We start from the raw sequence: 16286 nt of genomic DNA on the forward strand, positions 1-16286 counted from the left end.
TCAGTTGTCCTGGAGTTCTTGCGCCGGAGCCGGGGTGGCCGTCGCGATGGGCGCTTTGTCGTGGCGCGGGTCGGAATCGAAAACCAAGCCGAGCTCGTCGGCTCGTTGGTTGTCGGTGGCGATCTCGCGGTCGATGTCTTCGGCGTCGTAGCCGAAGGCCGAAATGGCTTCGGAGCGTGAAAGCAGTCCGGCGCGAATCGCGGTGAGCATCGCGTCGAACTCCTTCTTCGGATCGACCCACTGCCAGCCCTGCGGAATCCACTTCACGGCCAGGTAGTCACGCTTGCGATCGCTGAAGCCGGGCAGATCGAGTGTGCCTTCGAGCGCGGCTTGTTCCATCCATGCCCGCCAGATTGGTCGGCAGAGCTGGTGAACGATCACGCCATGCTGGATCGCCTCACAGCGGCGACGAAACTCCAGCAGGCCTGCACGAATCGAGGAGTAATTCACCTGCGTGAGATCCCCGGTGAGCATCTCGTAAGTGATGCCCATCGCGGCCGCCACTGCCCGGAACTGCATGCGCAAGAACTCGGCGTAGCTGGCCCCGACGTCTGCCGGCTGGCTGAACTTGACGTCCTCTCCAGGCTCCAGGAGCTGCATGGTCCCGGGTTCCAGTCCGGCGAGGGACACGCCGTTGGCATCCGCCAGCCCTTCGCCCATGAGGTTGTCCTCGGGCGCCAGGCGGGTGATGAAGCCAGCGAACATTGCTGCCGTCTTCTTGCGGACCAGTTCGGCGTCGTCGTACTGGTCCAGCTCATTGAGCTTGACCAGTGCCCGCGCCAACCAGGGCTCGCCCCGGATCTGGCCAGGGCGAAGCGGGCGGAACAGGTGGATGATCTCGGAAGCTGGCACGCGCACGGTATCCATGCCACCGGTGCCCGACATCTGCGTTAGCGTCCCGTCGCCGGGATGCGAGCGATACAGGTGGTAGGCCGTGCGCCGCCCGAGACGATCGAACTCGATGCCGGCCCGCACCACATTGCCGGACGGCAGCTCAAGATTCATCGTCGTGGGCAGATGCTCGGGTTCCAGCACCTGAAGTTGCAGGCCGACTGCCAGACCATCTTCGGGTCGGCGATAGCGCAGCCGCACCAGGACTTCTCCGCCTTCCAGCATGGCCCGGCAAGCGAGTGCCTGCAGCCCATAGAAGTCGGTCAAGCCAGCCGCGTCCGCATCGCTGCACCAGTCCCACCAAAGGGCGTGAATGGATTCCCGCAGTGCGTTGTCCGCGAGCATCGACTGCGGCTTGATGCCGGTGCCGATCGCGTTGGCGACGAAGGCTTCCACACCGGCGGCAGCCCAGGCATTGCGTCGGACCAGATCACGGCTCTTTGCGCGCAGTTCATTCTGAGTGAAGGCCAGCGCGGCGATCGCGCCAGGGTTGCCGACCTGCCACGCGATCGCACGTCGACCGCCGCCGATACCGTCGTAAGTCGGCGACGGGCCGCCAAACAGGCCGCGTCGAAGTTTTCCGAACCAGCTCATCAGGTGGCCTTCCGGGTGGTGACGCGGATCTGGCGCGGAGCTCCCGGCCAGAGACCGGTGGCGACGGCGTCATCGAACAGACCGCGCTTGATCTCGCGAATGGCGGCAGCCAGCTCCTCGACGGTTCGGTATTCGATGGTCTTGTCGCCGAAGCTGACGCGGCGCTCGCCCTTGGCCAGCGCGGATTCGAGCGCATCGAGTTGGGATTGCGTGTAGGCCATCAGCGATACACCACCAGGTTGATCTCGGTGGAGTCGGCAAACGACGTCGCCAACGTGGCGCAGGAGACATCGACGTACTCGGCGGTCTTCTCATCAGCGCTGGCGCGCACGATCGCAATCCGCTGTGTGCCGTTGTCGGTGCTGCTTCGTGCGAGCGCGCTCCAGCAATAGCTGGCATCCGGCATGGGCTGCGAGAATCGAACCCTGTAACGACCAGTGGCCAAACGCTCGACGCTCACCACGTTGAAGGCGCTGACCATCACCATGTGGTCGTTGATGTACCCAAAGCTCACCCAAGCGCGTGCGATTCCCGGGTGGTCACGGTTCGCCTTGATGCCCACTTCGAGACCCACACGGGCTGCCAGCGCAGCAATGCGTTCGGACAGAGACATTACGCAAGCGCCCCTTCAAACACGGCCACGAAGTCAGTGTCCGCGTCCCCGATGGCGCTGAGCGCAATCGCCCCGATGTTCTCGCGCGCCTGCTGCTGCTCGATCACTGTCAGCGTCTGCGCAGCATCGAAGCGCACGCGGTTGTTGACGGCGGCAAGCAGCGCGTCGAGGCCGCTGGTCCCGTCCTGCAATAACTGCTGGATCTCGATCAGCGTGTCATAGGCAGCATCGGCGCCGCCCAGGATCTCAGTCTTGAGCGTGTCCAGCAGCGTGACGATCTTGGTTGACGAGTAGGTGGTGGTCAGCGCCACGTTGGCGTCGTCGATGCCGGTGCCGCTCAGTACGGCTGACTGGAGCTCGTTGATGGCCGCCACCAGACTCGACTTGTCGGTGGTGGTCAGGCTCGCCAGCGTGCCGGTCTTGCTGTTGAGCGTGTTGAACTCCTGGGCGATGCGAATTACCAGGCTCTCGATACGGGTTTGCAAACTCATGGGATGTCCTTCTTTGTTCAGGAGAGCCAGCGGCTGCGCACCAACTGGCGTGCGCGGCGACTTGGCCCAGAAACAGCGAGGCCACCGCGTTGGGTGGCCTCGTCAGTCGTCGTGGTGGTCACAGGATCAGGCGGGTCTGCCATCCCCAGTTGTCGCTCCAGCTCACGCCAATGGCGTTCGTCGAAGCGATCCAGTCCTGCCGCTGACGCGGCGGCGCGTGCGTAGACGTAGCAGTCCAGTGCCTCGTTGCGTTCGCGCATCTTTTGCCACTCCCGGATGGGAAAACCATTCCGGTCGCGGCGGGTGATGAGTTGTTCCGCGCAGAGCTGCTGGATGAACTCCGCGTCCACATGCGGCAGATGGATGAATCCGGCCGGATAGATCGCGGTGATACCGTCCTCGGCCACATCCGCCGATTTGCGCAGGTTGTTGTAGAGCTCGAGCTTGGCAATGCCGACCGCGACCGAGAACACCTTGATGCCTCGGCGCAGTTTCTTGCCGCCCTTCGAGATATCCACGGCAGTGGGCGTCCCGATCAGAGCTGCACCGCGCGCGACGCCTTTGACCGCCATGACACGCGGGTCCCGACTGGCCCGCACGAAGGAATAGGCCTCTTGGGTGGCAAACCCGGTGTCCACGGCAAACCGTGCCAGCGGCAGTGCCGCGCCGGATGCATGCGTCCAGTTCTCCGCGAGCAGATCCGCCAGTTGTTTCCAAACCGCGTCGCGGGCCGTATCGCCCATCAACACGCGATGCTCGACCAGCCAGGATTCCTTGCCGCGCCCGAAGGCCCAAATCGAAGCCTCGATGCGGTCCTTCTGTACATCGGCGCCACCCACCAGGAGCAGCCCACCGGGAGGGATCGATCCGACCGGGTAGTCCTCGCGACGTTCGACCAGCCGCTGCCAATCCGGCGCTTCGCCTTCCTCAACCCAGGTCTCACCCAGTTCCGTGTTCTTGAACGTCTTGATGGCTGCCGCCGACCCTGACTCCTTGCTCACGGCCAGCTCCCAGGCAACAGCGATCTCGCGCCAACTGCGCCAGCCCACCGGACTGTAAAGCGACGACAAATGGAAGCCTGCGGTCTTGGCTCCGTTCTCTGGGGCCAGTGCGCGCCACTCGCCGTGTTCCAACATCCAGGTCTTGTGATGCTCCGAAATCGGTGCGTCGCAGGACTCGCAGACATAGGCGGCGCTCTCCGGCTGTCCTTTCTCCCATCGCAATTGTTCGAAGCGCAGCCACTGGCGATGCGAGCAATGCGGGCATGGCACAAAGTAGCGGCGCTGATCGGATGACTCATATTCGCGTTCGATGGCGCTCGCCCCAGAGATTGTCGGCGTCGAGACGATGAAGATCTTGCGCCGGGCGAAGGTTCGGGTGCGCGCCTCAGCCAGTGAAATCGCATCGCCTTCGCCCTCGACGTCCAGCGGATAGCCATCCACCTCATCGAGGAACAGGTATCGGACAGGCATCGACCGCAGTCCGACCGCGCTGTTGGCTCCGGTCATGACCAGAACGCCACCCCGGAACTCCTTCGCGAGAATGGTGTTGCCGGAGTCCCGGCTCCTGGCCGGGGCAATCAACTCGGCCAGAACACCCGACTCCTCGATCAGGGGGTCGATCCGCTGCTTGGAGTTGCGCTTGGCCATCTCCACTGTCGGCCAGACCGCCATCATTGGACCTGGCGCGTGGTGGATCACGTAGCCGATCCAGTTCGAGCCCATCTCGGTCGCGCCAAGCTGAGCGGCCTTCATGAACACCACGCGCTCGACCGGCGAGGTCGGAGACAGGCAGTCCATGATCGCCTTCAGGTACGGCGTGCGACTGGTGCGCCAGCGTCCCGGCTCGGCGGACGCCTTGCTGGAAAGCATCCGGTGCCGATCCGACCATTCGGACACGGTCAGCAATGGGTCCGGCGTCAGTCCTTCGCGCCAGGCGCGCTCGATTTCCGCCGCGCCTTCGTAGTCCACGTCTAGCATCAGTCCACTCGAGGGTGCAGTTCGCCCAGCTCTTGCAGGTGCTCGCGCACTGCGGCCTCCAGTGCCACGTGCATGGCGTGCGGATCGACATCGAGCCTGGCAGCCATCTGCGCTGAAATGCGCGCGGGCCAGTTGAGCCACGCATCGCGCTCGGAGCGCGCCAGCTTGAACACATGCGCAATGGCCTGTGGCCGATCGACCAGCTCTCCTTTTAGGCGGGCCAGGCGCACCTTGTTGGTTTGCGCCTTGACCACTTCGTTGACCGTGCGTGCCTGCAGCAACGACGTGCCACCAGTAGGCAAGGCAGCAGGTCCGTCGTTCGACGGTGTGCCGGTCTCCGGTACGACCACTTTGGCCGCCTTGGCACGGGTGCCTGCCTTGGGCACATCCGAGTTGCGCGCCCACTCGCGATCCGCCCGGTCGGCATCGATGGTTCCGTCAGGTTCTGGCGTGATGCGCCCGGCTCGAATCGCCTTGTGAACAGCGGTGTCGGTCACCCCTCGGTGCCGGGCGTATGCGCGTATCGAAATGCCCATGGTGAGAACCGGCGGCTCCTTCAATCATTTGATCGCTATTCCTCTGGATTGAGCTTGGCTTCCATCTGGAACAGCGCGTTCATGGCATCACCATCAACGACGCCGTCAGGAGACGCACACGACCAAGCAAACCGACAAAGCCCTGGAAAACCTGCTGCAGCAAATCGCGCTGGATCACCTGTTCATCGACAACCTGGAGACCCGCAACAGTGATCGCCTGGACTTCCACGAGGTCAGCGTCTGGGGCGTCAAGAGCGCCCTGATCGCCGCTTACGAGGCGGGCCGGCAAGCCGCCAAACAGGACTGAGAAAGAAGTAGAAGACGCTTGGCTTCACTCGCGAACAGCGCGTTCATCAGGTCACGCCATCAACCACTCCAAAGGAGCAGCACATGAACACCACCCAACTGACCCCGGCCCAGCACGCGATCCTGGCCTACGCCCTCGAACACACCGGCGGCAAGATCGACTGGTTCCCCGACAACATCAAAGGCGGCGCACGCAAGAAGGTGCTCGACGGCTTGTTCAACCGCGCCCTGATTACCACCGACGGCACCGACTGGTTCGTAGCTGCCGAGGGCTACGACGCGATGGGGCGGGCTCGTCCCGCACAGGCACCACTGGATGCCGATCCCGAAATCGAGGCCGCCGTAACCGCAGCCGAGGCCGCGTGGGCCAGGGACGCGAGCACTGAGCAGGCCAAGCCGAGCACCCGCGAGAACAGCAAGCAGGCAGAAGTCATCCGGATGCTGCAACGCCCCGAGGGCGCCACGATTGCCCAGATCTGCAACGCCACCGGCTGGCAGGCGCATACGGTGCGCGGCACCTTTGCCGGGGCCTTCAAGAAAAAACTCGGCCTGACCATCGTTTCGGACAAGGCACAGGGCGGCGAGCGGGTGTACCGGATCGCCTGATCAGAAAGATCGAGAAAGAGGCCAAGCCCCGCTTGGCTTCTCAATCGAACAGCGCGTTACTACGGGTGTCGCAACGATCAGATCCCAAGGAGCCAACGATGAACGCCACCAACCAAATCCCTGCCACCCAGAACGAAGAATGGGGTTTCTGGGGCACGATGAACGAGCACGCCAGCGCCGCGTGGCCCCTGGCGATGACCGCCATCTCGGACGCCACCAGCCAGCCCCTCGAATCAGTCCAGGTCTTCCTCGACAGCCGCCACGGACGCCACTTTGCGGACGATGTGCAAAACGGGTTGTACCGGGGCCAGCCCCTGGCGGACGCGATCAACGCCGCCACCCAACAGTGGATGGGCTGGACGATTGGCCGCCAGACCAGCAAGCAGTACGGCATCCCGCGCGGCCTGCCTTACCTGACAGGCTTTGTGATTCACTGCGAGATCGTTGAAGAATCTCAGATTGTTTCCTGACCGGTTTACTTCTTGAGGTAAACGGGGTGCACCCCCATAATTCGCGCATGGTTGTAATTCCGGCAACCCGGAGGCGTTCTGGACAGGGGTTCGACTCCCCTCATCTCCACCTAAGCGCATGCGATTGCGTGCTTTTCGGTGGGGATGTACCGGTTTCGACAGGGCGGGCAAAGGTGCGCAGGCAACCCGACAGGCGACGGACGTAATCCGCGCAAAACCACAAACGCCAACGATGAGCGTTTCGCAGTAGCTGCATAAGCTAACTGCCGGGGCCGCTGAAGCCTTGTAACCCAAGACAGCCGGTGGGGGCCTCGGTCCCCACCGTCACGTTTTATTCCCATCTTCGACCAGGTCAAACAACGCACCATCCGACTCTCGGGTGGCCTGCTTGCCTGTCCAGTCCTGCCAGCGGCGAACGATCACATCCACGTACTTCGGGTCGAGTTCGATCAGCCGCGCCATCCGCCCTGACTTCTCGGCGGCGATCAGCGTCGTGCCGGAACCGCCGAAGGGGTCGAGCACCACGTTGCCGGGTCGGCTCGAATTGCGGATCGCGCGCTCCACCAGCTCCACCGGCTTCATGGTCGGGTGCAGGTCGTTCTTCTGCGGCTTCTTGATGTGCCAGACGTCGCCCTGGTCGCGGTCGCCACACCAGTGGCGTTGTGCCCCCTCGGGCCATCCGTACAGGATCGGCTCGTACTGGCGCTGGTAGTCGGCGCGACCCAGCGTGAAGGTGTTCTTGGCCCAGATGATGAACGTCGACCACTTGCCACCGGCAGCGCGGAAAGCCGCCTGCAGCACATCCAGTTCACTGGAGGACATCGCCACGTAGATCCCGCCCCGGCAATGCGCGATGGTCGGCGTCAGCGCCGCCAGCAGGAAGTCGTAGAAGCCGTCGCCCAGGTTGTCGTTCAGGATCGCGCGATCCTTGCCGCGCATCTTGTCCTTGGCGCTGTTGGCGTAGTTCACGTTGTACGGCGGGTCGGTGAAGACCATGTCCACCGGCTCACCGTCGAGAACCCGGTCGTAGCTTTCAGCCACGGTGGAGTCCCCGCAAAGCAGCCGGTGTCCACCAAGCAGCCAGATGTCACCCGGGCGCGAGACCGGCGTCTCGGACATTTCGGGCACGGCGTCGTCATCGGCTTCGCCTTCGCCATCGGGTTCGTCGCCCGCCATCAACTCGGCCAGTGCGTCGGGATCGAAGCCGGTGAGCGACAGGTCAAAGTCGTCGTCCTGCAGGGCAGCGATCTCGATGCGCAGCATCGCGTCGTCCCAGCCTGCGTTCTCGGCGATGCGGTTGTCGGCGATGACCAGTGCCCGGCGCTGGGTCGGCGTCAGGTGATCGAGCACGACCACCGGCACTAGCTCCAGCCCGAGCTTCTGGGCAGCGGCCAGCCGTCCGTGTCCGGCGACGATCACGCCATCGCTACCTGCCAGGATCGGGTTGGTGAATCCGAATTCGGCAATCGACGCAGCGATCTGCGCCACCTGATCGTCTGAGTGGGTGCGCGCGTTGCGGGCATAGGGCAGCAGCTTGGCTGTCGGCCATTGCTCGATCTTGTCGGCAAACCAGGAGGCGGTCATTGCGCGGCCCCCATGGTGGCCAGACGTTCACTGGCAACGTCGTCAAAGGACTGGCCAGTGGCCAACAGCATGACGGGCACACCGGGGTGGTTCTGCTGGAAGCGCTTGATGGCGACATCCACGTACTCCGGCGCGATCTCGACACTGCGACACACACGACCGGTGCGCTGTGCGGCCAGCATCGTGGTCCCGCTGCCACCGAAGGGTTCGAACACGATGTCACCGGCGTCGGTGTAGGACTCGATCACGAACTCCGGCAGCGCCACCGGGAATACGGCTGGGTGATCGATGTCCTGCCCGATCTTGCCCTTGTGGCGCATCACCCGGATCACCGAGTCAGGAATCCGGGTGTCCTGTGTCGGTTGGCCCTTGTGCGTCCAACCGCCGACTTCGCCATCCTTGCCGCGCATGGCCGTGGACGAGCCGTCGGCACGCAGATGTGATTCCTGGCCGGCATGTTTGCAGGGCACGATCTTGTTCGGCTTGCGGCTCTGGCGGTTGAAGTGAAAGACGAACTCGAAGCTCGGCGCCAAGCGGCCCGCCCAGTCGCCGGGCATCCCCGGGCCCTGATCCCAGACGTACCACGCGAAGCGCCGCCAGCCTTGTGTACGCATCCAGCCGAGCCACGCGTCCCAGTACGGGATGACTTCGTTGTCACGGTGGATCAGCCCGAGGTTGACCAGCACCTGTCCGTCGTCCGCCATTGGCACCGTGGCGCACACGCCGCGCATCAGGCCATCCCAGTCGGCGATGCCGTCGGAGGTGTAGTCGCGCTGATTGCCGTAGGGCGGCGAGGTGAAGCACAGCCGTGCCAAGTCACTCTGCATCAGAGCGGCGACCACGGTTGGATCAGTAGCGTCACCGCAGATCAATTGGTGCGGGCCGATGGCCCAGACATCGCCGGTGCGGGACACTGGCACCATGGGTGCTTCCGGCACGTCGTCGGCCGCGTCCGGTGCATCGGCGTCATCGTCTTGGTCGGCATCACCGGTGACGCCGTCGTCTGCGAGCAATGCCTCGATCTCAGTGTCATCGAAGCCGGTCAGTGCAAGGTCGTACCCAGCGTCGGACAGCTCGGCCAATTCCAGCGCCAGCAGTTCCTCGTTCCAGCCCGCGTCGAGCGCCAGCCGATTGTCGGAGATGACGTAGGCGCGTTTCTGTGACGGTGTCAGATGAGCAAGTTCGATCACCGGGACTTCATCGAGACCCAGCTTGCGCGCGGCGGCCATGCGGCCGTGGCCGGCGATGATGCCGTTGTCACCATCCACTAGGACCGGGTTCGTCCAGCCGTACTCCACGATGCTGGCGGCGATCTTGGCCACCTGCTCATCGGTGTGCGTGCGCGGATTGCGGGCATAGGGGATCAGCGCCTCGACCTTGCGGTACTCGACGTTGAGCGTGTTCAGAATCAGTTCCTCGAAAAAAGGAAACCCGCCGACGGGAAACCGTGGGCGGGCTCGTGATACGTGCTGGATGGGCGGGTGCAAACTGCAAACCCTGCAAACCTAGGTTTGCAGTCTGACGCTAAAAAAGCGCCGCGCTCGCGCCCCCCGCATTGCTTGGTGGCCAGGAAGGACCCGTGGCGACAGGTCGTGGCCATCGCGGGCTGGAAACGACGAAGGCCACAGACTGTGCTGTGGCCTTCAGACGTACTTCGCTCGCGAGATTAGCCGTAATACTAGCGAAATACCCTCCAGATGTTGCACGCCGAAAAGGCGTCAAAACCCGCAGCGTTCCGCAAGATTCCGAGTGGCTTTGCAACGGCTCGCAACTACACGCAACGTCAGCGCGAATTGGCGACCGTGTCATGCCTCTTCGCCGCTTGCAGCTGCTCGACGACGATCGCCAGTGCCGCCTGCCAACGACGCCAGGCAGTGGTTCGATCACAGGCGAAGCGGCAACAGACTTCTTTCCACGGGTACCGCTGCGCCCGCATCCAGACCAGGTGTCGCTGTTCCTCCTCAAGCCACTGGACCCACCGCATGGTCTCCAGCATCCGGTCGATGGCCGCAGGGTCGGGAGGAAAGCGGTAGACCGGCGGCTCTGCGCCGAGGTTTTCCCATGGCATGCGTTTGATCGCCGGCCAGCAGTTGAAGTAGCCCTGCACGCGAACCGGAGGTAGGCGGTGGGCGGTTCGTGCGGCCTCGATGAACCGGTCGGCCACGGTCTCGATCGTCCACTCAGCCATGTCGATGCTCCTTCGCCCCGTACAGCCGATCGCCGATCCGGCGCAGCAGTTCGCGTTCGACCCAGTCGAGCCGCGCGTCGTCGGGGGAGATCACTAGGATCTGCTGATCGCGCCAGCCCTCACGCTTGATCTGCTCCGGATCGGGGCGCGGATCGGGCTGCAGTCGAGCCAGGGCACAGCGGTAGGCGGGAGTCGGAACCTTCATCTCACACCTCCTGTGTCTCGATGGCCCAGAGCAGGAGTGCAATGGCATCGGCTTCGTTGTCGTCAGCCGGTGCGTGGCCACGCAACCGGGCGGCGCTGATCATCTGATCCTTATTCGCGTTGCCCTTGCCGGTGGCGTGCTTCTTGATCGTGCCCACCGGAACGCCTTGGTACGGGATCTGGTGGTGCTCGCACCATGCGGTGAGGTGGGCCATGAAGCCGCCGTAGGCGTGTGCCGCATCGACCCCGGCGTGGCGGCGCACCTCCTCGAAGTACACGGCGTCGATGCCGTCGCAGGACTGCTTGATCTCTGTGAGCCAGCGTTTGAATCGCAGGTAGCGCATGCCGCCACCCTCGAAGCGTTGCGGCTTGAAGGATTCCGATCCGCTGGTCACTGCGCCATCGCGGTCGCGCAGCGCCCAGCCTGTCTGGGTGCCGAGATCCAGTGCGAGGATCGAGGGCATGGATGGCCGCCGATGACCTGATCCGGGGTGGCCGGCAAGCCCCCTACGTAAGGTGGAGGGACCCTCTGGTCCCTCTCCTACGTAGTAGGAGGGGGAGTTTTCGCCAACTGGAGAATGGGAGAAAGTCCAGCAACCACGCGGGTTTGCGCCAGTTGGCAAGTTGGCAGCGTTGCCAACTGCCAACTGTGGGTCATTTCCCGCAATACCCTGATTTACCTGGACTTCCAGTTGGCAGTGGTTTGCCAACTGCGGGAAGTTGGCAAGGAAATGGGTGTAGTTGGCAACGGCGCTGCCAACTGCCGATTGGGCAATATTCATGAGTCCTCCGGGTCGTTCAGTTCGTCGTGGTAGACCCACACGTCGGGGTTCTCGACGGGCATCGAGGCGCCGGAATGTGGGCACTTGTAGTGGGTCGGGAGCACCGTGTGCTCGCGCATCGGCAACTCGCCGGTGGCCGTGTCGACATCGCCCGCAGGCATGCGCAGCACCATGCCTTCGACGCAGAGATAGCCGAACTTGGTGCGGCCGCTGGAGGGCAGACCGTAGTCAGCCGCGTTGCGGAAATACTTGATGTAGCCCTGCGTCGAGAGCGCGGAGACGCGTTCGCGGATGGTGCGCTCGCCGCCGAGACCGGCCTTGCCCTCGAAGGACTCCGCGAACTGGTTGGCGGTGTAGCAGCGCCCGTTGCCAGCCTCCTCGAACAAGATCTGGAGGATCGCGTCGCGCTTGCGGCGGCGCTCGGCATCCAAGCGCTCGCCGTAGTCCTTCATCACCAGCCGCTCGTTGGCATCGACCTCGCGCCACTCGCCGTTGATCTTGTCGACATGCCGTTGCGGGATACCCGCGCCGTTGCGCAGCTCAAAGATCAGCTGGCGGGTCGTTCTGGTCTCGTCGGGCCTGAACAACAACATCCCGGTCGAGTAGTAGCCGCGCAGACTTCCCGCGCCGGCCAGTGCCTGGAACGGGTCCTCCTCGAACTGCTTCTTGCCGAGCTTCTTGGTGTGGTGGGCGAGGATGACGCCGGCGTCCGGATTCACTGCCTGGCGAATGCGCTCCACCCGCTGGGACAGGAAGAACAGCATCGCGCCGTTGTCGTTCTCGCCACCGGCGTCACCGCCGTCGAAAACGTTGCGGATCGGATCGATGGCGATGATGTCGGGAGGCTCGCCGCCGAAAGCCTGCGCGATTGCCGGGATCACCTGCGCCAGCCCTGCGTCATCGAGCACCAGCCGCAACTGCGGTGTGGCGACGAAGTTGGCGCGGGCATCCAAAAGCCGGTGTGATGGCAGGCGCACATCCTTCACGCGCTCGCGAAGGTAGTGGTACTGGACCTCGGCCTGCAGGTAGAACACGCGCAGCGGACGGGGTGGCTGCATGCCGAGGAATACAGCGCCTGCAGCCATGTGCGCCAGCCAAGACAGCAGGAAGTCGCTCTTGCCGACTTTCGGTGCGCCACCGAACACCAACATGCCAGCCGGTGTCAGCACGCGCGGAGCGATCAGATCGGGCGGCAGCGGCGAGTTGTCATCGAGCAGTTCGCCGAGCGTGAAGGTGGGCAGAGAGGGAGCCGCTGCCTTTACGATCCGTCGGTCACCCTGGGCGATGAATGCCGCGCAGTCGAAGCCCTCGTCGACAGCGTCTGCTGCATCCCACTTGGCCGGCTTGTCGGTCGGCGGCACCAAAATGGCCACGGATGCGCTGCCCGCCATCACGCAAGCGCGCGCTGCGCTCTCGGCGTAGTCCCAGCCGGGGGCATCCCGGTCCGGCCAGATGACCACGGATTTCCCGGCTAGTGGACGCCAGTCGGTCTTGTCGACTGGTGCCTTGGCGCCGTTCATCGCCGTGGTGGCCGCAATGCCGCAAGCAACCAATGCAGCCGCACATTTCTCGCCTTCGACCAGGACGACCTCTCGCGCTTTCGCGATGGCCGGTTGGTTGTAGAGCGGCCTGGGATCGGGTGCGCGCCACATGCGGGCACGCACATCCCAGGGGCGGTACTCTTTGCCTGTCGGCGGGTCATACCGGTAGACGCAGGCGATCAGCTCGCCATCGGGAGTCAGGTAATCCCATTTGCCGGTGTAGGCGCCGAGGTCGTCCATCGGCATGCTGCGAACATCACGGCGCATCGGCGTGCCGACCGGGACAGCAATGCCGAGCCATTGCCGGATCTCTCCAGCGATGCGTGGGAAGTCGCTGCGGGCGGAGCGGCCCTGCGAGCGCGCCCACAGATCAATGATGTCGCCGCCCTCGTCGGTGGAGAAGTCTTTCCACAGGCCTCGCCGTGGTCCGTCCAGCTCAACCACCAGACTCTTTCCCGGGTTGCCATCGACATCACCGACGTAGAACTTGCCACCCCGAATGCGCCCCTGCGGAAACAGGTAGTGGAGGACGGCCTCAAGTCGATCCAGCAAGCCAGCGCGCAAGGCATCGGTGTCGGAGGTCAGTTCGTCGCGCTGCTCGGGCGCGTCATTGAAGTCGAGCCAGATGATGTTGTCGGCCATCATGTCGAACTCCAACAGCGGTCCTGCCAGGGGCAGAACTTGCACTCGACATGCGTTGGCGTGGTTGCATGGCGCGGCAGCAGTTCCTGGATGTCCGTTGCCGTGATGACCCGAACCGCGCGATCGGACATACGCTGCGCTAGGCCGCCGTCGAACGGCACCAGCTCGAACCAGATCTCCTCGGAGTCCTTGTTGATGGCAGTGAACAACGCCGGGTTCGCAGAGATGCCCGGAATGCTGGTCTCCATGTAGGCCTGATAGATGGCCATTTGTGCGGCATAGACCGGTTTGGATTTGCTGACGCCGTGCTTGACCGTGTCCCGCCAGGACTTGTCGTTCATGGTCTTGCACTCCCACAGGGCCGGATAGCTCATTCCTAGCTCTGCGGGGCCACCGTTCAGCACGCCATCGACGTGCCCTTGGATGCGACCGCCCGCGACAGAAAAGCCGAACTGACCGCCGCTGGCCTTTTGCGTGTACAGATCGAATCCGGCCATGCGCAGCCAGCGGATGGCCAACTCTTCGAGGACATGGCCCACTTCGAAGACACGCAGAACGCGACCTGGCATGTCCCGGCCAGGATCGACCGGTGTCTGCAGATACTCGTATTGCAGTGCACGTTCGCAGGCAACGCCCAAGCGAGACGCACCGAGATAGTTGCGCCGGGGTTGGTTGTCGCGTTCGGCGCTCAGTGCGGCGTCGATGAGCGCGCCGATCTGCTCATGGATCTTGGGGCGGTGATTGAAGTCCAGCATCAGAACGGCACCCCCGTCGAAGCAGGCTTACCCTGGCGGGCGAGTCGCTCCTCAAGAAAAGCGCGGTCCTTCTCCGCCATCCGCTCGTGCTCGACGAGCATGTGTTCCTGGTAGGCGGTCACCACCACGTCGATCAGCATCAGCACTTCGTCTTTGCTGTAGTCCGCCAACGGTCGCTGCATGCCGATGGCGCCGACATACTCACCCAGCGGGGCCAGGCAGGACGCCATGGCGGCCAGTTCCATATCACTCGGGTCGATCATGTGACCTCCCGTCTTTTCCATGAGCCGTGAAAACGCGTTCTGGCAGCGCATGGAGCAGAACACCCAGCGATTCGAGTAACGGCGTGGGTCGCTGCGCGGCAGGCGTGGATTGAAGTAGCCGAAGCCCTTGGCCTTGCGGGAGCAGACTGCACATTTCACGCGGCCTCCCGGTGGGCATCGTTGGCAGCCACCACAAGGCGCTGAATCGACGACTTGTTGAACTGGAAGGACAGCATCGCCGAGGCCTGATAGCGCGTCATGCCGAAGTCGGCGCGCAACGCCTGCGGCAGATACTGCAGTTGCTTCGCGGTCGGCGGTTCGTTCAGCCAACGTCGGGTCTTGTGCGCGGAGTCTGCCGACTCGCGGTCATTCAGCCAGTCATCGGCCTTGGCCATGCAGACGGTGCGGTCGCCGACGGCCAGCAAGCGTGGCTGCAGATCCTTGCCACCGCCCACGGCGTGCCAGCGTCCATTCAGGAAGAACACGCCACCCCAGGCATTGAAGCCGGTGGCCATCAATGCGTCGTCGCAGCCGAACAGGTCGCACCAACGGAAGTTGGAGCGCTTGAGAAGATCGATCTCGGTCATCACGAAATCGGCCAGTGCATCACCTTCCTCGGTGGTCTCGTTCTCCCAGACGAATCCGCACAGCGGGCATTCGCGGCAGCCGAGCGGGACGGTGGCTTCACAGGACGGGCAGTCCTTGGTCGGCACTTCCCCGTGATGCTGGTGCCCGTCGAGGTTGACGTCCTGCTCCAAGGAACCGTGCATCAAGGTAGCGGTGCCGAAGTCCAACACCACGCAGTCGGTCTTGATGACGCCGGGATGCTCGATAGGATCGATGGTGCGCAGGCCGCGCCCGATCATCTGGGTCAGGGTCGACTTGTGCGAGCTGGGTCGCAGCAGAACCACGCAGGAGGTAGGCGTGAAGTCGTAGCCCTCCGTGAGCACAGCCACATTGACCACGACCTGCGCGGTACCGGATTCGTACTCGGCCAGGCGTGTCTTTCGCTCAGATTCTGAGAGCTCTCCGTGCACGATCACGGCGGATACACCGGCATCCTGAAAGGCCCAGCGCACACATTCGGCATGGGCGACGGTCGAGCAGAACACGATCGTCTTGCGGTCGCCGGCCTTCTCACGCCAATGACGGATCACGGCATCGGTGATGGGAGTCTTGTTGAGAATCGCCTCGACTTCCGTCATGTCGAAGTCAGTGGCCGTGCGCCGGACCCGCGTCAACTGCTCCTGGGCGCCGACATCGATGACAAAGGTGCGTGGCGGCACGAGGTGGCCGGAGGCGATCAGCTCGCCGAGGGTGATTTGATCCGCGACGTTGCTGAAGACCTCCCGCAGTCCCTTGCCGTCACTGCGGGCAGGCGTCGCCGTCACCCCGAAGATCTGGGCGCGCGGGTTCTTGTCCAACACGCGGTCGATTACGCGGCGGTACGACGCCGAGGCTGCGTGATGCGCTTCATCGATCACCAGCAGATCGAGGATCGGGATGGCAGCGAGATGGTTGTCACGCGACAGCGTTTGCACCATCGCGAACGTGGCGCGCCCGGACCAGGATTTGTCCTTGGCATCGAACACGGAGGTGCTGACGCCCGGATTCACCCGTGCAAACTTGGTCAGGTTTTGGCCGGTCAGTTCATCGCGATGAGCGAGGATGCAGGCCTTGGCATCTGGCTCGGCCAACAAGCTGCCGGCCACCGCCGACAGCATGATGGTCTTGCCCGACCCGGTGGGGCCAACAGATAGGGTGTTGCCGTGTTGGGCGAGCGCCGCCAAAGAGCGCTCGACCAGCAGGGCTTGGCGGGGGCGGAGCATCATGGCGGCGTC

The 16286-nt window shown here is 63.8% G+C and carries 19 protein-coding genes; 3 read left to right on the top strand and 16 right to left on the bottom strand.

Translation table 11 applies throughout. From position 1 onward, the window contains the following. The 7 genes from PIN01S_RS16930 to PIN01S_RS26785 all read right to left on the bottom strand — a co-directional run bounded on the left by PIN01S_RS16930 (position 1) and on the right by PIN01S_RS26785 (position 5333). Entirely contained in the window at positions 1 to 1485 is a 1485-nt protein-coding gene (locus PIN01S_RS16930; protein ID WP_084337122.1) for a phage portal protein, read from the bottom strand. Next, complete coding sequence (locus tag PIN01S_RS16935) at positions 1485 to 1706, bottom strand: phage head-tail joining protein (RefSeq protein WP_084337123.1); 222 nt, start codon at positions 1704 to 1706, stop codon at positions 1485 to 1487. The genes PIN01S_RS16930 and PIN01S_RS16935 overlap by 1 nt, the downstream gene beginning before the upstream one ends. Next, on the bottom strand, positions 1706 to 2098 hold the full coding sequence (locus tag PIN01S_RS16940) for a hypothetical protein (protein ID WP_084337124.1): 393 nt from the start codon (positions 2096 to 2098) through the stop codon (positions 1706 to 1708). Before PIN01S_RS16940 ends, PIN01S_RS16935 begins: the two co-directional genes overlap by 1 nt. Beyond that, positions 2098 to 2589, bottom strand: coding sequence for a hypothetical protein (locus PIN01S_RS16945; RefSeq protein ID WP_084337125.1), 492 nt, complete (start codon positions 2587 to 2589; stop codon positions 2098 to 2100). Before PIN01S_RS16945 ends, PIN01S_RS16940 begins: the two co-directional genes overlap by 1 nt. 17 nt (positions 2590 to 2606) lie before the next feature. Continuing rightward, positions 2607 to 4568 (bottom strand): phage terminase large subunit family protein, encoded by a 1962-nt coding sequence (locus tag PIN01S_RS16950; protein ID WP_084337126.1) that lies wholly within the window; start codon positions 4566 to 4568, stop codon positions 2607 to 2609. Then, on the bottom strand, positions 4568 to 5065 hold the full coding sequence (locus PIN01S_RS16955) for an elements of external origin (protein WP_244505982.1): 498 nt from the start codon (positions 5063 to 5065) through the stop codon (positions 4568 to 4570). Before PIN01S_RS16955 ends, PIN01S_RS16950 begins: the two co-directional genes overlap by 1 nt. A gap of 118 nt (positions 5066 to 5183) precedes the next feature. After that, positions 5184 to 5333, bottom strand: a complete 150-nt coding sequence (locus PIN01S_RS26785; RefSeq protein ID WP_169715842.1) for a hypothetical protein — start codon at positions 5331 to 5333, stop codon at positions 5184 to 5186. On the opposite strand from PIN01S_RS26785, the gene PIN01S_RS27630 reads away from it, so the two are divergent. The 3 genes from PIN01S_RS27630 to PIN01S_RS16970 all read left to right on the top strand — a co-directional run bounded on the left by PIN01S_RS27630 (position 5298) and on the right by PIN01S_RS16970 (position 6486). Next, on the top strand, positions 5298 to 5411 hold the full coding sequence (locus PIN01S_RS27630) for a DUF6900 domain-containing protein (protein ID WP_439958247.1): 114 nt from the start codon (positions 5298 to 5300) through the stop codon (positions 5409 to 5411). The genes PIN01S_RS26785 and PIN01S_RS27630 overlap by 36 nt on opposite strands. 83 nt (positions 5412 to 5494) lie before the next feature. After that, entirely contained in the window at positions 5495 to 6016 is a 522-nt protein-coding gene (locus PIN01S_RS16965) for a DUF3489 domain-containing protein (protein WP_084337130.1), read from the top strand. 98 nt (positions 6017 to 6114) lie between these two features. Then, entirely contained in the window at positions 6115 to 6486 is a 372-nt protein-coding gene (locus PIN01S_RS16970) for a hypothetical protein (RefSeq protein WP_084337132.1), read from the top strand. Positions 6487 to 6810: 324 nt separating this feature from the next. On the opposite strand, the gene PIN01S_RS16975 is transcribed toward PIN01S_RS16970, so the two are convergent. From PIN01S_RS16975 to PIN01S_RS17015, 9 genes are all read right to left on the bottom strand, one after another. Next, on the bottom strand, positions 6811 to 8070 hold the full coding sequence (locus PIN01S_RS16975) for a site-specific DNA-methyltransferase (protein WP_084337134.1): 1260 nt from the start codon (positions 8068 to 8070) through the stop codon (positions 6811 to 6813). Continuing rightward, positions 8067 to 9557 (bottom strand): site-specific DNA-methyltransferase, encoded by a 1491-nt coding sequence (locus PIN01S_RS16980; protein WP_212633074.1) that lies wholly within the window; start codon positions 9555 to 9557, stop codon positions 8067 to 8069. Before PIN01S_RS16980 ends, PIN01S_RS16975 begins: the two co-directional genes overlap by 4 nt. Positions 9558 to 9853: 296 nt before the next feature. Beyond that, the gene (locus PIN01S_RS16985) at positions 9854 to 10258 is read right to left on the bottom strand and encodes a DUF6362 family protein (protein ID WP_084337136.1); all 405 of its coding nucleotides are present in this window, start codon (positions 10256 to 10258) and stop codon (positions 9854 to 9856) included. Continuing rightward, a complete protein-coding gene (locus PIN01S_RS16990; RefSeq protein ID WP_084337138.1) occupies positions 10251 to 10463 on the bottom strand; it encodes a hypothetical protein in 213 nt (70 codons plus the stop codon). The genes PIN01S_RS16985 and PIN01S_RS16990 overlap by 8 nt, the downstream gene beginning before the upstream one ends. A gap of 1 nt (position 10464) precedes the next feature. After that, positions 10465 to 10926 (bottom strand): crossover junction endodeoxyribonuclease RuvC, encoded by a 462-nt coding sequence (locus PIN01S_RS16995; protein WP_084337140.1) that lies wholly within the window; start codon positions 10924 to 10926, stop codon positions 10465 to 10467. Between the two features lie 314 nt (positions 10927 to 11240). Beyond that, positions 11241 to 13430, bottom strand: coding sequence for an AAA family ATPase (locus tag PIN01S_RS17000; protein ID WP_212633073.1), 2190 nt, complete (start codon positions 13428 to 13430; stop codon positions 11241 to 11243). Next, the gene (locus tag PIN01S_RS17005; RefSeq protein WP_084337142.1) at positions 13427 to 14182 is read right to left on the bottom strand and encodes a PD-(D/E)XK nuclease family protein; all 756 of its coding nucleotides are present in this window, start codon (positions 14180 to 14182) and stop codon (positions 13427 to 13429) included. Before PIN01S_RS17005 ends, PIN01S_RS17000 begins: the two co-directional genes overlap by 4 nt. Continuing rightward, entirely contained in the window at positions 14182 to 14604 is a 423-nt protein-coding gene (locus PIN01S_RS17010; RefSeq protein ID WP_084337144.1) for a DUF6511 domain-containing protein, read from the bottom strand. Before PIN01S_RS17010 ends, PIN01S_RS17005 begins: the two co-directional genes overlap by 1 nt. Beyond that, positions 14601 to 16277 carry a DEAD/DEAH box helicase gene (locus tag PIN01S_RS17015; RefSeq protein ID WP_009521738.1) on the bottom strand — a complete coding sequence of 559 codons (1677 nt, stop codon included), beginning with the start codon at positions 16275 to 16277 and terminating at the stop codon, positions 14601 to 14603. The genes PIN01S_RS17010 and PIN01S_RS17015 overlap by 4 nt, the downstream gene beginning before the upstream one ends. Positions 16278 to 16286 lie beyond the last annotated feature (9 nt).

Origin of the sequence: Pseudomonas indica NBRC 103045 (assembly GCF_002091635.1) — a bacterium.
In the GTDB taxonomy this organism is placed as follows: Bacteria; Pseudomonadota; Gammaproteobacteria; order Pseudomonadales; family Pseudomonadaceae; genus Pseudomonas_M; species Pseudomonas_M indica.

Excerpts from the sequence above, each read along its gene's own strand:
- PIN01S_RS16945 (WP_084337125.1), bottom strand. The coding sequence starts at position 2,589 with ATGAGTTTGCAAACCCGTATCGAGAGCCTGGTAATTCGCATCGCCCAG.
- PIN01S_RS17005 (WP_084337142.1), bottom strand. The coding sequence starts at position 14,182 with ATGCTGGACTTCAATCACCGCCCCAAGATCCATGAGCAGATCGGCGCG.
- PIN01S_RS16970 (WP_084337132.1), top strand. The coding sequence starts at position 6,115 with ATGAACGCCACCAACCAAATCCCTGCCACCCAGAACGAAGAATGGGGT.
- PIN01S_RS16930 (WP_084337122.1), bottom strand. The coding sequence starts at position 1,485 with ATGAGCTGGTTCGGAAAACTTCGACGCGGCCTGTTTGGCGGCCCGTCG.
- PIN01S_RS16995 (WP_084337140.1), bottom strand. The coding sequence starts at position 10,926 with ATGCCCTCGATCCTCGCACTGGATCTCGGCACCCAGACAGGCTGGGCG.
- PIN01S_RS16935 (WP_084337123.1), bottom strand. The coding sequence starts at position 1,706 with ATGGCCTACACGCAATCCCAACTCGATGCGCTCGAATCCGCGCTGGCC.
- PIN01S_RS16965 (WP_084337130.1), top strand. The coding sequence starts at position 5,495 with ATGAACACCACCCAACTGACCCCGGCCCAGCACGCGATCCTGGCCTAC.
- PIN01S_RS16950 (WP_084337126.1), bottom strand. The coding sequence starts at position 4,568 with ATGCTAGACGTGGACTACGAAGGCGCGGCGGAAATCGAGCGCGCCTGG.
- PIN01S_RS16940 (WP_084337124.1), bottom strand. The coding sequence starts at position 2,098 with ATGTCTCTGTCCGAACGCATTGCTGCGCTGGCAGCCCGTGTGGGTCTC.
- PIN01S_RS16975 (WP_084337134.1), bottom strand. The coding sequence starts at position 8,070 with ATGACCGCCTCCTGGTTTGCCGACAAGATCGAGCAATGGCCGACAGCC.
- PIN01S_RS16985 (WP_084337136.1), bottom strand. The coding sequence starts at position 10,258 with ATGGCTGAGTGGACGATCGAGACCGTGGCCGACCGGTTCATCGAGGCC.
- PIN01S_RS17015 (WP_009521738.1), bottom strand. The coding sequence starts at position 16,277 with ATGATGCTCCGCCCCCGCCAAGCCCTGCTGGTCGAGCGCTCTTTGGCG.
- PIN01S_RS16990 (WP_084337138.1), bottom strand. The coding sequence starts at position 10,463 with ATGAAGGTTCCGACTCCCGCCTACCGCTGTGCCCTGGCTCGACTGCAG.
- PIN01S_RS17000 (WP_212633073.1), bottom strand. The coding sequence starts at position 13,430 with ATGATGGCCGACAACATCATCTGGCTCGACTTCAATGACGCGCCCGAG.